Genomic DNA, 15,122 nt, shown 5'->3' with positions numbered 1-15,122 from the left:
TTCCAACACCTGAAGAAACCGCAGAACGGTTAGCTGCAAAACTGCGACAGTTAAATATCGACCCAGATACAATTTGAAGCAATACAGCTAATTTTACGCAACTTTGTTGGGTTTGATTCCTGTAAGTCCAACCATGTAGAGACATTCCATGGAACGTCTCTACTCCTTAACTTACGTTATTTACAACTTTTCAAATATCCTCTCAAGAATTTTTAATTTTCAATTTTGAATTACTCGCAGGATTTGAATCTTAGGGTAAAATAGAAACTGATTGTTTACGATTGCCGAGATCCTCTTTTTTTTCTAAATTAGGTAATAAAGAAATATCAATCAAAGGTAACTTGATTTCTACCGTTGTCCCTTGATTTAAACCTAGACTTTCTAAAGTGATTTTACCACCCATTAGTTCAATTAAATTGCGGGAAATAGCTAAACCTAATCCAGTACCTTCAAACTTACGTGTACTAGTACCGTCAACCATCACAAAAGGGCGAAATAATTTATGCTGTTGAGTAGGATCAATTCCTATACCTGTATCTTTAATTGAGACTATAACATGAGACTTACTATAACTAGGAAACAGTTCTGCGCTAATTGTAATCATCCCTTCATCAGTGAATTTAGTAGCATTGCCAATAATATTAATTAGCACTTGCTTTAATTTAGCAGCATCTACCTTTACAGGTAAAGGTTCATCACCTAAATCACATTTTAATTGTAGTCCTTTTTGTTGAATAGTTACTGATTGCAAATTAATCACCTCTAACAATAATTGACGTAATTCAATTGGTTTTGTTACTACGGAAAGTTTACCTGCTTCAATTTTGGAAATATCTAACAAATCATTAATAATTCCCAATAGATGAATTGCTGTTTCATCGGCTCGTTTAAGAAATTCCATTTCTTCATCTCGATCATCACATAATCCCTCTCTAACTAAACGCACACAATTAATAATGATATTTAGAGGATTTCGTAATTCATGGGAAGTTGTGGCTAAAAACTGGCTTTTTATTTGATTAGCACTTTTAGCTTCTTTCCAGGCTATTTCTAATTCCTCAGCCCAGGCTTTAAGTCTTTCAACCATTTGATCAATCGCTTGTGCTAGTTGGTTCAATTCACGAATTTTAAAGTTATGGGGAATTGGTTGGGCTGCATGATGGCTATGAAGATTTAAAGCATAATCTCTAAGTTCTTCTACAGGGGTTGCTAAGTAAGGTGCTAGATAAAAAGAAGCTAACAAACTCGCACCAATTAAACCAACAGTTAACACAATTAAGATCAGTTTAATTTCTTCTAGACCAAATAGAGCATTTTCAACACTTGTGACTGCTAAAATTAACCATTTTTGTGAATTTTGTGTTGTAGTGGGATTAGCGATCGCTGTATAACCAGCAACTAATTCTTTCCCCTCAGTAAAATACAAATTTGTCGAATCACTACGTCCAATAATCGCATTTTTAACTAAGCTTTGTAGACGTTTAGCATCTGGGTAATCTTTGATATTAGTCCCCACTCGTTCTGCTAATGGATGAACTAAAATTGTTCCATCTTCAGCAATCACGACTAAAGCGCCCATCAGAGAACCGGGCTGATTAGCAGTTTGTTGGTGTAATGTAGTCTGAAGAATTAAAGCATAGGCTAAATTTCCGTAACGATTATAAACTGGAGCAGATAACAATAATTTTAATTGATTTTCTGTTTCTCTTTTACCAGTTGTTCCGGCTTTTGGCGGTAAAATTACTTTAATATCAAAATCTTCACTAGGGGAAGTTGATATTAATTCACCAATTGGTTTTTCTCCACAACTACTAGCAATCATGTTACCCTTGAGGATATTTGTTAATTGAATACAATCAACATGGGTGGGTAAGTGTTCTGCTAAATCAGTGAGAAAACTTTGAACCTTTGTGGCTGAACCTGACTGAATAACTCTTGTTTGGCTAGCAATCAATAAATTAGTTTTCAGAGCAGCAACAGCATCAACAATTTTATCTCCTTGATTGGTGGCACTTTCTGTTAAATTTTGTCTAGCTGTTCTTAACAAACTAGAACGGGCTTTATTCAGGGCGGCAATTTCCCCTACTAATAAAACTGGCACAAATAGTAGCAATATTCTTGTTACTAAAATTCGCCGAAATGACGATTGACTGAACTTAGTCATCAAGTGTCTCACTTCGCATCTGCAAACCACAATAGCAACGATATGCAATTAGACCAGCTAAACAAGGGTTTTCTGTTTCAAATATGCTGATTGAGACTAAAAAACAGCACCAATTCATCATTCAAAATTGGCATAAATGTTTCTTTTTACCCAAATAAAGATTGATTTGACATGACAATTAGTGTATAACCCTATAGGAGCGATTAAATAGTTGAGAGAAATTGAAAAGAACTTGCATCTCTCTATGGATCAGGATTTAATAATGAACGTTGTCTCGTAAGTATGGATTTTTTTAAATCGACAGACTGACAAGAGGAATATCAACTCTATCCAATTAACCCAATGGTGCAAAATCATCCCCATAGTACGGTAGTTTTGGCAATGAGCGCGGATGGAAAAATAGCAGATTTTCAGCGAGCGCCCGCACGATTTGGCTCAATAGCTGATAAAACACACCTGGAAAAACAAATAGCCGACTCTGATGCTGTTATCTTTGGTGCTGATACTCTTCGTGCCTATGGTACAACGCTTACCGTATCAGATCCAATATTACTGCAACAGCGCAAGTCTACCCAACCAATACATATAGTAATTTCCCTTTCTGCCAACCTCAATCCGGAAATTAAATTTTTCCAACAACCAGTGAGACGCTGGTTAATCACAGCAAAACAAGGAGCAAATCTCTGGCAAGGAAGATCAGAATTTGAACGAATTTTGGTTTTTGAAACACCAACGGGAGAAATTGACATTCTTGCCGTTTGGGAACACTTGGCAACTCTACATATAACACGTTTAGCGATTTTAGGAGGAGGTAAATTAGTCGCTTCTTTACTGGAATCTAATTTAATTGACGAATTTTGGTTTACTATATGTCCATTGATTTTAGGTGGTGCGATCGCTCCTTCCCCTGTAGCAGGTGGAGGATTTGTATCGAATTTAGCTCCTAAGTTAGAACTTTTAGAAGTGTATACAGTTGAACAGGAAGTTTTTTTACATTATCGTCTACAAAGAAACAATTAAAAATTAATAATAAACAATAACTCAACTCCTACTCTAAAAATGTTAGAAAAATTAAAACCCCGCTATTCTGTTATTTGGACTCACAAAATTTCTGAAGTACCCCAACCAGCTTGGGATGCTTTGGCTATGCCACTTAAAACTCCCTTTTTAGAATGGGATTGGCTGAATAATCTGGAAATATCTCAAAGTGTGACGGCCAATACTGGTTGGTTGCCAAATCATTTGACACTGTGGCGAGATCAAAATTTAATTGCCGCCGCCCCATTATATCTCAAAGGGCATAGTCAAGGGGAATTTGTATTTGATCACCAATGGGCAGAATTAGCCTCTCGCATAGGAGTAGACTATTATCCAAAACTGCTAGGAATGGCACCTTTTACCCCCGCAGAAGGCTATCGTTTTTTAATTGCCGAGGGGGAAGACGAAACAGAAATTACAGCTATGATGCTGCACGAAATTGACGGTTTTTGTATTAAGCATAAAATCTCTGGTTGTCATTTTCTGTATGTTGATCCCCAATGGCGTTTGGTATTAGAAAAGCAAGGGTATACGCCGTGGTTACATTACAGTTATATTTGGGAAAATGTTGGTTTTAATGCTTTTGATGATTATTTGACGATATTCAACGCTAATCAAAGACGTAATATTAAGCGCGAACGCAAAGCCGTCGAAAAAGCTGGTTTAAAATTAACAGCATTCACAGGAGACGCTATTCCGAAAGCGTTATTTCCTTTGATGTATGATTTTTATGCTGATACCTGTGATAAGTTTGGTTGGTGGGGGAGTAAATATTTAACAAAACAGTTTTTTGAACAGCTATTTATTAATTATCGTCATCGAGTGGTATTTTTTGCAGCTTACAATCAAGAAAATCAAGATCAACCAGTGGGAATGTCCTTTTGTTTATTTAAAGATGAACGACTTTATGGGAGGTATTGGGGTAGTTTTCAAGATATAGATTGTCTACATTTTGATGCTTGTTATTATACACCAATTGAATGGGCGATCGCTAACGGTATTCAAACCTTTGATCCTGGTGCTGGTGGTAGACACAAAAAACGTCGCGGTTTTCCAGCTACACCCAATTATAGTCTACATCGTTTCTATAACAATCGCTTAGGGCAAATCCTCCGTCCCTATATTCACGAAGTTAATCAAATGGAAGCAGAACAAATAGAAGCTATTAATGCGGAGTTACCTTTTAGTAAGCAAGATACTGATTAAAGTCCAAAGATCAACTGTATGATTAATAAAAAGTTCCACTGGGAGGGAAAAGTTCTCCAACTAAAAGGTTCTGTAATTAAGGCAGTTTATAAATCTGTGATTTTTTACGGCATTTATGGTGTTTTTGTTTCTATACTCTACTATTTTAAATTGCCTGTCTCCCAACCAATTTTAGGTAGTGTCATTCCTAGTATAGTTTTAGGATTATTATTAGTTTTTCGCACAAATACAGCTTATGAGCGTTTTTGGGAAGGTAGAAAAATTTGGGGTTCTATTATCAACACAGTCCGAAATTTAGCCCGACAAATATGGGTGTCAATTGATGAAATGTCCATTGGAGATAAAGATAACAAAATTGATACGTTGAATTTATTAGTTGCTTTTGCTGTAGCGACTAAACTACATTTACGAGGTGAATTAATAAATGCTGAAGTAGAAGACTTATTGCCAACATATCGGTATATAGAACTCAAGATCGTGAATAATCCACCTTTGGAAATAGCCTTTTGGATTGGTGATTATTTACAACATCAGTATAATCGAAATTGTCTGAATATTTATCAGTTAATATCTATGGAGAAATTATTGAATATTTTAGTAAATGATTTAGGTGCTTGTGAGAGAATTTTAAAAACACCAATTCCTATGGCTTATGTCATTCATCTCAAGCAGTTATTATTATTATATTGTTTATTGTTGCCCTTTCAAATAGTCCAGAATCTTGGTTGGTGGACAGGTTTATTTTCGGCTTTAGTTAGTTTTACGTTATTGGGTATTGAAGCTATTGGTTCAGAAATCGAAAACCCCTTTGGTTATGATGTTAATGACTTGCCAATAGATGCTATCTGTGACACAATGAAACGCAATATTGACGATTTAATTAGTCTCACACCCAGCCTAAAAACCTACCTAGAATGAGTAACATCAATAACAACAGTACGGAATCGCACGATTAAATTATCTGCGCTCATCTGCGTTTATCTGCGTTTAATTATTCTTATTGCTATGAGTTATGCTAAACTAGCGCGTAACTGCAACATTCACCCGGTTTAAATTTTCAACTCGTTGTTATCACAGAAAAGTATTTATGGCTATTTTAGATTCTAAAGGTCGCTTATTCGGCAAAATCAACTTACTCGATTTAGGTGCTGCGCTGGTAATTCTGTTAGTTATAATCGGGATCTTTGTATTTCCTGGAACTTCCGGTTCTGTTGCTCAAATTGGCAGGAAGACAGTACCGATAGAGGTAGATCTAATAGTTCGTGGTTTGAATGTACGCGATCCTCAACAATTATTCAACAACGGATTTAAAAAAGATGGTAAAACTAATGTAATTATCCGCAATCAACCCTATGGTCAAATTGATATAAAATCTATTCAACAGTTGCCAAGAACCCTCACCGTTTCCCAACCTGATGGTTCTGTAAAAGAACTACCAGATCCTAGAGAAAATGTGTTTAATACAGATTTTCTTTTGACCTTAGAAGGAAAAGCTGAAATTAATGATAGTGGTCCAATTTTAGGTAACAGTAAAGTAAAAATCGGAATGCCTTTTGAATTAGAAGGTTTTAACTATAACTTTAATGCTTCTGTGATTGATGTCCGAATAAAGGATAAGTAACAATGACTTGGGAATTTTGGATTGATCGGGGGGGGACATTTACAGATATTGTTGCTAAAAGCCCTAATGGTAAATTAGTAATTCATAAACTGTTATCAGAAAATAGCCGCTATACTGATGCAGCAATACAAGGAATTAGGGAAATTTTAGCAATACCTCAAGATGAACCCATCCCATCTAGCCAAATTAATGTAGTCAAAATGGGGACTACGGTAGCGACAAATGCCCTATTAGAAAAAAAAGGGGATTCCACTCTCTTAATTATCACCCAAGGATTCGCCGATGCCCTACGCATTGGTTATCAAAACCGTCCCGATATTTTTGCTCGGCATATCATTTTACCAGAAATGCTCTATGAGCAGGTAATTGAAGTAACAGAACGTTACAGTTCCCAAGGTGAAGAATTAATTTCCCTCAATCTTGAGGATCTTCGTCCCCAAATGCAAAGGGCTTTTGAGGATGGAATTCGTGCTTGTGCGATTGTGTTCATGCACGGCTATCGTTACACCTCCCACGAAAAACAAGTGGCTAACCTAGCGCAAGAAATTGGATTTACCCAAATTTCTGCATCTCACCAAGTGAGTCCCCTAATGAAATTAGTTAGCAGGGGAGATACCACCGTTGTTGATGCTTATTTATCACCAATTCTGCGTCGGTATGTAGATCAGGTAGCCAGTCAGTTGGGTAATTCCGTGAAACTGATGTTTATGCAGTCTAACGGGGGACTTGTTGACGCAGAAAATTTCCAAGGCAAAGATAGTATTTTATCAGGCCCGGCAGGGGGCATTGTTGGGGCAGTTCAGACGAGTTTAATGGCTGGGTTCAAAAAACTCATTACTTTTGATATGGGTGGCACATCGACCGACGTAGCCCATTATGATGGCGAATATGAACGCAGCTTAGACACAGAAGTTGCCGGAATCCGCTTGCGAACCCCAATGATGGCAATACATACCGTCGCTGCTGGTGGTGGTTCGATTTTGCAGTTTGACGGTTCTCGTTATCGAGTCGGTCCCCAATCAGCCGGCGCAAATCCGGGGCCTGCGTCCTACTCTCAAGGTGGACCCCTGACGGTGACAGACTGTAACGTGATGGTGGGGAAATTGCAACCAGGGTTTTTCCCCCAAGTGTTTGGGGTGAATGGTGATTTACCGTTAAATGCAGAGATAGTGAGGCAGAAATTTAGGGATTTGACGGATTCTATTAACGATCATCGCACACCGGAAGAAGTCGCAACGGGTTTTTTAGCGATCGCTGTTGATAAAATGGCCAATGCGATCAAAAAAATCTCCCTTCAGCGTGGTTATGATATCTCTACCTACACGTTATGCTGTTTTGGTGGTGCCGGTGGACAACACGCTTGTTTAATCGCTGATGCTTTGGGGATGACACAGGTATTTATTCATCCATTAGCAGGGGTGTTATCTGCTTACGGCATGGGTTTGGCAAATGTGCGGGTATGGCGAGAACGGGCAGTAGAAGCGGTGTTAGATTCAGGTTTATCTCCCCAATTAACAGCAGTTTTGACTGAGTTAGCAAGGGAAGCAGCGACAGAATTAAACGACGAAGAGAAAATTGAAATCAATCAAAAGGTGCTGTTACGGTATGAAGGAACTGATGTACCTTTGATGGTGAATTTTGCAGATATGGTAGAAATGCAAAACCAATTTGAGGAGTTACATCGTCAGCGTTACGGCTTCATTGCACCAGAAAAGCGGTTAATTGTCGAAGCTGTAACTGTGGAATTGGTGGTACATCATCAGGCACCCCAGGAAGTTGTTGTTAATCGCAGAGATGATCGTCTTCCTGAAGTTGTGGCTAGAGTGCAGATGTATACTGCTGGGAAATGGTGGACGACTCCAGTTTATCAGCGAGAGGATTTGCAACCGGGAGATTGTATTTTGGGTCCTGCTATTATTGTAGAGTCTACAGGTACAAATGTGATTGAACCAGGTTGGCAAGCTGAGTTAACTCCACTTCAACATTTGGTCTTGCAACGTTCTTTAACCACTACATCTTTAGCCACCACTTCTCAACATCGTCCAGATCCCGTAATGCTGGAGATATTCAATAATTTATTTAGAGCGATCGCGCAACAAATGGGTATAACATTACAAAATACCAGTTCCTCTGTCAACATTAAAGAAAGACTAGATTTTTCTTGTGCCATATTCGACCATTTTGGGCAATTAATCGCCAACGCACCCCATATTCCCGTACATCTCGGTTCGATGAGTGAAAGTGTAGAGGCTTTAATTACCAGTCATGGAGACAAAATCAAACCCGGTGATGTTTTCGCTGCCAATAATCCCTACAACGGTGGAACTCACCTACCAGATATCACTGTCATCACCCCAGTATTTTCTAATTCTTCTCATCTTCCCATCTTCTACGTTGCTTCACGGGGACATCATGCAGATATCGGTGGAATAACTCCCGGTTCAATGCCGCCCCATAGTCAGAATATCACAGAAGAAGGAATTTTATTAGATAATTTTCCCTTAGTTGTAGATGGGAAGTTCTGCGAACAAGAATTAGTTGAATTACTCACCAATTCACCCTATCCAGCTAGGAATATCAACCAAAATATCGCCGATTTAAAAGCCCAAATTGCTGCCAATGAACAGGGAGTAAAAGAACTTAATCACATAGTCGAACAATATAGTTTAGAAACCGTTCAAGCATACATGAGGTTTGTTCAAGATAATGCCGAAGAAGCAGTAAGGCGTGTAATTGAAGTTTTGAAAGATGGGAATTTTAGTTATAATTTAGATAATGGTAGTGTAATTCAAGTTGATATTAGTATTGATAGAGAAAACCGCAATGCCAAAATTGATTTTACGGGAACTTCACCTCAACAACTAAATAATAATTTTAATGCTCCTGCCGCAGTTTGTAAAGCAGCAGTTTTATATGTTTTTCGTACTTTAGTTGATGATGATATTCCCTTAAATGCCGGTTGTATGAAACCCTTGGAAGTTATTATTCCTGAAAACTGTATGTTAAATCCCCGTTATCCTGCGGCTGTTGTTGCTGGAAATGTGGAAACTTCCCAAGCCATTACCGATGCTTTATATGGTGCATTAGGTGTTTTAGCAGCTTCTCAAGGGACAATGAATAATTTCACTTTTGGGAATGAACGCTATCAATATTATGAAACCATTTGTGGTGGTTCTGGTGCAGGTGCAGAATTTGATGGTACAGATGCAGTACAGACGCACATGACAAATTCCCGGTTAACAGATCCAGAAGTATTAGAATGGCGTTTTCCGGTAATTTTAGAAAGTTTTAAAATTCGTGAAAACAGTGGAGGAAAAGGAAAGCATCATGGAGGAAATGGAGTAATTAGACGTTTACGGTTTTTAGAAAAGATGACTGCGGGAATTTTAGCAAATCATCGTCTAGTTGCACCTTTTGGTTTATCTGGTGGTGAACCGGGTAAGGTTGGTAGAAATTATGTAGAAAGATGTAATGGAGATATTGAAGATTTACCAAGTAAAGCTGTAGTAGAAATGAATCCAGGAGATGTGTTTATAGTTGAAACCCCTGGTGGTGGTGGTTATGGTTAGAGGATTTAAACGCAGATGAACGCAAATAAACGCGGATGAAATGATTTCAAACTCTTACTCTCTGCGACTCTGCGCCTCTGCGTGAAACAAAATCATACTCTTAATCAGCAACGCCGAAAATTTCTGTATGATCATGTTTTAGTTAGTCTGTGATTGCGTTTGCAAATAAGTAAATACAGACTTATCTCCAATATCAGGAGGAATCGCTTGGAATACTTTCCGCAGTGCAAATACTAGAAATAAAATTGCCCAAATTCCTAATAAAATTTGTTCTGCTTGAATTGGTAAAATCCCGACTAAATGACCTAGTAAAAGTAAGGGAACAATCGGTGTTAAAATTTTAGTTTCGAGACGATTGAAGCAAAAAGCTTCTTTGATATAAATTCCAGTTAAAGCCGCGAAAGTAAACCCGATTCCTAATATAGTTAGTGGTTGATTGTAGACAGTGATAGCAAATGGTTGATTGTCAAAATGTCCAACCATGAATGCTGCAATACTACCAATTAGCCAGAAAGCTTGTAAGACTCGGTGCAACAATATCATGTAAATATGAATAGTTAATAAACTAACACCAAGAGCTAAACAAAAACAACTGTATAAAGGGGTAATGGCTTGAATAGCTGCGGGTTGAGGATAGAATAAAATTAAAAAACTGCCCACAGCAAAACAGAGAGATGCTACCATTAAACCAGCACGATAAATGATTACACTTGTGCGATCGCTCTCATTTATTGTAAACTGGCCAAACTGACCTTGATAAACCTCTGGTGTAGACATTGTTTGTGTCGTCATAAAAAACCCATTTCAAGAACTCTCTATTTCTAGTCTAAGAAACTTCTGCCCCAAATGCTATCCTCAGTCCCCAGAATACCATTAAAATAGCGATCGCTAACCAGTCACTCACTCTTAATCTTAGATCTTGCCATTGGACTTGATGTTCATTTGGACTGGTAAACCCACGCACAATCATCGCATTTGCCATCTGTTCAGCACGCAAAAGCAAATTTTCTAATAATCTCTCGGTTACAATTAACCAAACCTGAACTCCCCCTTTAAATCCTAGCTTTTTCCAATTAATTGCCCTCGTCATCACAGAACGAACTAAATTTTGAACTTCTTCTAAAACTAAGGGAATAAATCGTAAAGATAAAGTTAACGTTAAGGTAATTTCTGTAACGGGGATCTTAAATCTTCTCAGGGGTTGCATTAGGCTTTCTATCCCAGAGGTAATTTCTTCTGGTGCGGTTGTCAACAAATACAAGTTAGTGCTATAAATCAAGGTAAATACTATTGTACTTAAACTAATTGCTAAATCTAAAGAACGACGAGTTACCCTCACAGGTCCTTGCTGAAATAGCACATAACTATATTCTTTTTTGCTAATTGGTGAGTGTGGAATTACCTGATTATTTTTAGCGTTGATTGGCTGAGTTAAAACTTGTTGATTAGCTGGTAAACGAGGTTGATAATTGATTCTTAGTGCGTCAGGACTGATAGAACCAAGGATCAATACCATTAATGATAGTAGCAATAACCAGCCCATTTGTTGTCGCCATACTCTCAGAGGAATTTTGGCAAATAAGGTGATAATAATTAATATTGCTACTAATAATACCCGCCAATAGTTGTTAGCGACAACATAGCTAGTTAAAAAGCTCAATAACCACATTAACTTGACTCGCGGATCTAGTTTATGCAGCCAAGTTAGGGGTTGTTCTAAATAAAGTCCTAGTGGGAGCGATCGCAGTAAATCCATTTGTTCTATACTGGGTAAAGGTGGCGAAAGCTAATTCGCCTGTACTTTATTTTACGCGAGTTGCTCGATTGAGATTCCCAATTTCTGCATCCCGGACTTTTTTACTCCGCCAAAATAACCGAATGGGAGTACCTTGAAAACCTAGTTGTTTGCGGAATTGTCTTTCAATGTAACGGCGATAATTTTCGTTGAACCGTTGGGCATCGTTGACAAATAGGGCGAAGGTTGGCGGTTGGCTGCTAACCTGTGTACCATAATATATCTTACCTTGACGACCGCCCCGTGAAGTCGGTGGAGAATGCCAACTAATGGCATCTGTTAGAACTTCATTCACTACGGAGGTGCTAACACGGCGTTTGTGTGCTTCTGCGGCTTTGTTCACCAATTCTAATATCTTTTCTACCCGTTGTCCCGTTGTGGCACTAACAAAGATAGTATCTGACCATTCGGTGAAATGTAACCGTCCTTCCAAGGTTTTTTCGTAGTCGTAGATGGTGTAAGAATCTTTTTCTACAGCATCCCATTTGTTAACGACAACTACACAAGCGCGTCCTTCTTCCAGAACTCGTCCTGCTAATTTTTGGTCTTGTTCGGTTGCTCCATCTATAGCATCTAATACTAATAAAACCACATCAGCGCGACGAATTGCTTTGAAGGCACGGTTAATACTAAAAAATTCTGTGCCATATTCGATATGTTTCTTTTTGCGAATACCTGCGGTGTCAATCAGCCGATAGGTTTGTCCATCTCGTTCGATTACTGTATCTATACTATCACGGGTTGTTCCAGAAATGGGGCTGACGATCGCTCTTTCTTCCCCAACGAACGCATTTAATAAGCTGGATTTACCCACATTGGGGCGGCCGATAATGGCAACTTTAATTTCGTTGGTTTCTGGTAATTCTTGCACAGTAGGGATGTGATTGAGTAATTCGTCTAAAATTTCCCCTGTCCCGCTACCATGAATTGCTGAAATAGGGTAAGGTTCACCCAATCCCAATTCCCAAAATTCACTAGATTGGATTAAACCTTGATCTGGTGATTCACATTTATTTACTGCTAATAACACTGGTACTGGTTGTTGACGCAACCATCCAGCAATTTCTTCATCTGCTGGCATTGGGCCTATTTGTCCATCGACGACAAAGATCGCTGCACAAGCCTCTGAAAGGGCGATTAATGCCTGTTGGCGGATTAAAGGGAGAAATTCGGTGTCGTCGTTAAAAACTAGACCACCTGTATCGACAACTAAAAATTCGCGATCGTTCCAAAATGCTGGTCGATAAGTGCGATCGCGCGTCACCCCCGGTTCATCGTGGACGATCGCTGTTTGATCGCCGGCGAGTCGATTCACTAGGGTGGATTTGCCCACGTTTGGGCGGCCGATAATTGCTACAATTGGCAGTGCCATAAATCAAAATGCGTTAGTGCTGAGTAGTACATTTGGTGCTGAGTTTCATTTGTACTTTATTTACCCAGCACTGACTGTTTTAGTCAAACAACCACTATACCATACTTTATCATTTTAAGTTGTATTTTAAAAAAATAAGTTACAGACCTGCCTGTTGTTACTAATCAGGGGTTTAGTAAAGCAAGGGGTGAGAAGTTGGTATTGAACGCAGATAAACGCAGATGAACACAGATGAACACAGATAAAAATTGATATACTAAAAACAGTAATGGCATTTTGGCATTACATATTCAAACATTGATGATATATTAAAATAATTGCCTGGATAGATGATGAATTAAATATTTATGACGGTTTAAATCATCGTTATTTTTATTTATTTCATCTTATATTCTATCTAAAAACCTGTTGATATTTGTATTATTGTTTCCAACCTTCAAGGTGCAGTTGCCACTTTCAAGCTATTAATTTAGGCGGGTTCATCACCCGTCTTTTTCTTTTTATACCATTTGCAATAAAATGATAAACTATAAAATAGAACAACAGTTTTGATCTTGATTTGTGCTGTTTTTAATCATTTTTTAATATCCATATTTGCTATTATCATTTTTTTGGTGATTTGGATAGATACCATAGGAAGATGCCTAATTCAAACTAGAGGAGTTAAATTGTATTGGGATGTTGTTATGCACTGGATTTATATTAAGGTTTGGCTTACCCCCAAACCTTTTTCTCGTATATAAATACAGCGATAAATGTTGCATTTAATAAATATAGCAGGAGTCAGGAGAAACATATTGCGGTACTAGCGCCAAATTTGATCAACTACCGTGCCATCTGTTGCGAGTAATTCAATATGTAAGGGCATTTGTCCTATAGCATGGGTTGAACAACTTAAACAAGGGTCAAAAGCCCGAATCCCTGCTTCTACACGATTTAACATTCCTTCGGTAATTTTACTTCCTTGGACAAAATGACGGGCAATTTGGGCAACTGTACGATTCATTGCTAAGTTATTTTGACCAGTAGCAATAACCAAATTTACTTTTTGCATTAAGCCATTTTTATCAACATGATAATGATGAAATAATGTACCTCTTGGTGCTTCACTTACACCCACTGCTTTTAGTTGGTTAATTCCTGCTTCTGCGCGGAGATGTGTTGAGAGAATATCAGGATCATCTAGTAAAATTTCTATTTGTTCAACACAGGCTAAAATTTCAATTAACCGGGCGTAGTGATAGAAAAAAGAGGATGTAACTGTACCTTTTCCATAACTACGAAATTCTCGTAACTCTTTGTCAGCTAAAGGTGTACCAATGTGACTACAAATATTTAATCTGGCTAGGGGTCCAACGCGATACATTCCACTATCTAAATGACAATGATCGCTTTGGTCAGGATAGCCTAAAGGTCGATAATAAGGAGATTTTAAATAAGAGTCTGTTTGTACTGCTTCTCCGATAATTTCGTGATAGTTAGAAGGGTCAATTTGATCAGCAATAATATTTCCTGCACTATCAACAAAACGCAGGTTTCCATCGTAGGTTTCCCATAAACCTTCAGCAGTGACTAATCCCATAAATAAACTAGGGAAATTACCAAAGGTTTGGGCTTCTTTTTCGTAGTTTTTGAGCAGACGTTTAAAAAGAGCGATCGCATTAATAATAGTAGTACGAACTTCGGGAATCCGTTTTTGGATGTGGATACGTGCCTCATTTGTCAAGGGTTCACGGACTCCACCTGGAACAGCCCAGGATGGATGAATTTTTTTTCCTCCTAATAATTCAATCACTTCTTGTCCAAATTGGCGTAAACGAATCCCCCCGCAAGCTAATTCTGGTTGAGCAGCAATTAACCCAAATATATTACGTTTTGCAGGGTCACTATCCATCCCTAATAATAAGTCTGGGGCGCTAAGATGAAAGAAGCTTAAAGCATGAGATTGGAGTATTTGTCCCAGGTTCATTAATCGCCGTAGTTTGGTGGCTATTTTTGGGATTGTGACAGCAAGAATGTTATCTCCTGCTTTAGCTGACGCTAATAAGTGACTGACGGGACAAATTCCACATATTCTAGCAGTAATTCCGGGCATTTCCCACAAAGGACGACCGACACAAAACTGCTCAAAACCACGAAATTCTGTAACGTGAAACCGCGCATTACTAACTTGTCCAGTATCATCAAGATAAATGCTAATTTTGGCGTGTCCTTCTATGCGGGTAACTGGATCAATAATTATTTTTTTCATGATTAAATTTAGGATTTTATTAAATTGGTGATTGGTAACGCTACTTTATCTTCAGAAGAAGGAAGAGAGTTTTTGTAGGTTGGGTTAAGCGACAGCACAACCCAAC

10 protein-coding genes and 1 pseudogene are annotated in these 15,122 nt (G+C 38.3%); 6 read left to right on the top strand and 5 right to left on the bottom strand.

The annotated features are described in order from the left end of the window. Positions 1–77: pseudogene (locus VB711_RS26510) on the top strand (Uma2 family endonuclease); the annotation flags it as partial. A gap of 173 nt (positions 78–250) precedes the next feature. Here VB711_RS26510 and VB711_RS18375 read toward each other — a convergent pair. Continuing rightward, on the bottom strand, positions 251–2,164 hold the full coding sequence (locus VB711_RS18375; RefSeq protein ID WP_323287663.1) for an ATP-binding protein: 1,914 nt from the start codon (positions 2,162–2,164) through the stop codon (positions 251–253). Positions 2,165–2,506: 342 nt separating this feature from the next. Between VB711_RS18375 and VB711_RS18370 the strand changes: the two genes are divergently transcribed. The 5 genes from VB711_RS18370 to VB711_RS18350 all read left to right on the top strand — a co-directional run bounded on the left by VB711_RS18370 (position 2,507) and on the right by VB711_RS18350 (position 9,598). Continuing rightward, positions 2,507–3,184, top strand: coding sequence for a RibD family protein (locus VB711_RS18370; RefSeq protein ID WP_323287662.1), 678 nt, complete (start codon positions 2,507–2,509; stop codon positions 3,182–3,184). Between the two features lie 39 nt (positions 3,185–3,223). Beyond that, positions 3,224–4,408: a GNAT family N-acetyltransferase gene (locus VB711_RS18365; protein WP_323287661.1), complete on the top strand. Its 1,185-nt coding sequence runs from the start codon at positions 3,224–3,226 to the stop codon at positions 4,406–4,408. Between the two features lie 18 nt (positions 4,409–4,426). Continuing rightward, positions 4,427–5,326: a bestrophin family protein gene (locus VB711_RS18360; RefSeq protein WP_323287660.1), complete on the top strand. Its 900-nt coding sequence runs from the start codon at positions 4,427–4,429 to the stop codon at positions 5,324–5,326. A gap of 169 nt (positions 5,327–5,495) precedes the next feature. Further along, entirely contained in the window at positions 5,496–6,029 is a 534-nt protein-coding gene (locus tag VB711_RS18355) for a DUF4330 domain-containing protein (RefSeq protein WP_323287659.1), read from the top strand. A gap of 2 nt (positions 6,030–6,031) precedes the next feature. Next, complete coding sequence (locus tag VB711_RS18350; protein ID WP_323287658.1) at positions 6,032–9,598, top strand: hydantoinase B/oxoprolinase family protein; 3,567 nt, start codon at positions 6,032–6,034, stop codon at positions 9,596–9,598. 138 nt (positions 9,599–9,736) lie between these two features. Here VB711_RS18350 and VB711_RS18345 read toward each other — a convergent pair whose 3' ends face one another. The 4 genes from VB711_RS18345 to VB711_RS18330 form a co-directional block, all read right to left on the bottom strand. Beyond that, positions 9,737–10,390, bottom strand: a complete 654-nt coding sequence (locus VB711_RS18345) for a DUF2301 domain-containing membrane protein (RefSeq protein ID WP_323287657.1) — start codon at positions 10,388–10,390, stop codon at positions 9,737–9,739. A 34-nt stretch (positions 10,391–10,424) separates the two neighbouring features. Next, complete coding sequence (locus VB711_RS18340) at positions 10,425–11,354, bottom strand: energy-coupling factor transporter transmembrane protein EcfT (RefSeq protein WP_323287656.1); 930 nt, start codon at positions 11,352–11,354, stop codon at positions 10,425–10,427. A gap of 46 nt (positions 11,355–11,400) precedes the next feature. Further along, entirely contained in the window at positions 11,401–12,765 is a 1,365-nt protein-coding gene (gene der / locus VB711_RS18335) for a ribosome biogenesis GTPase Der (RefSeq protein WP_323287655.1), read from the bottom strand. A gap of 805 nt (positions 12,766–13,570) precedes the next feature. Next, positions 13,571–15,016 carry a Ni/Fe hydrogenase subunit alpha gene (locus VB711_RS18330; protein ID WP_323287654.1) on the bottom strand — a complete coding sequence of 482 codons (1,446 nt, stop codon included), beginning with the start codon at positions 15,014–15,016 and terminating at the stop codon, positions 13,571–13,573. Positions 15,017–15,122 lie beyond the last annotated feature (106 nt).

Origin of the sequence: Cronbergia sp. UHCC 0137 (assembly GCF_034932285.1) — a bacterium.
Lineage (GTDB): Bacteria > Cyanobacteriota > Cyanobacteriia > Cyanobacteriales > Nostocaceae > Cronbergia.
Note: the sequence above shows the minus strand (reverse complement) of the source record. Positions and strands in the feature narration are given on the sequence as shown.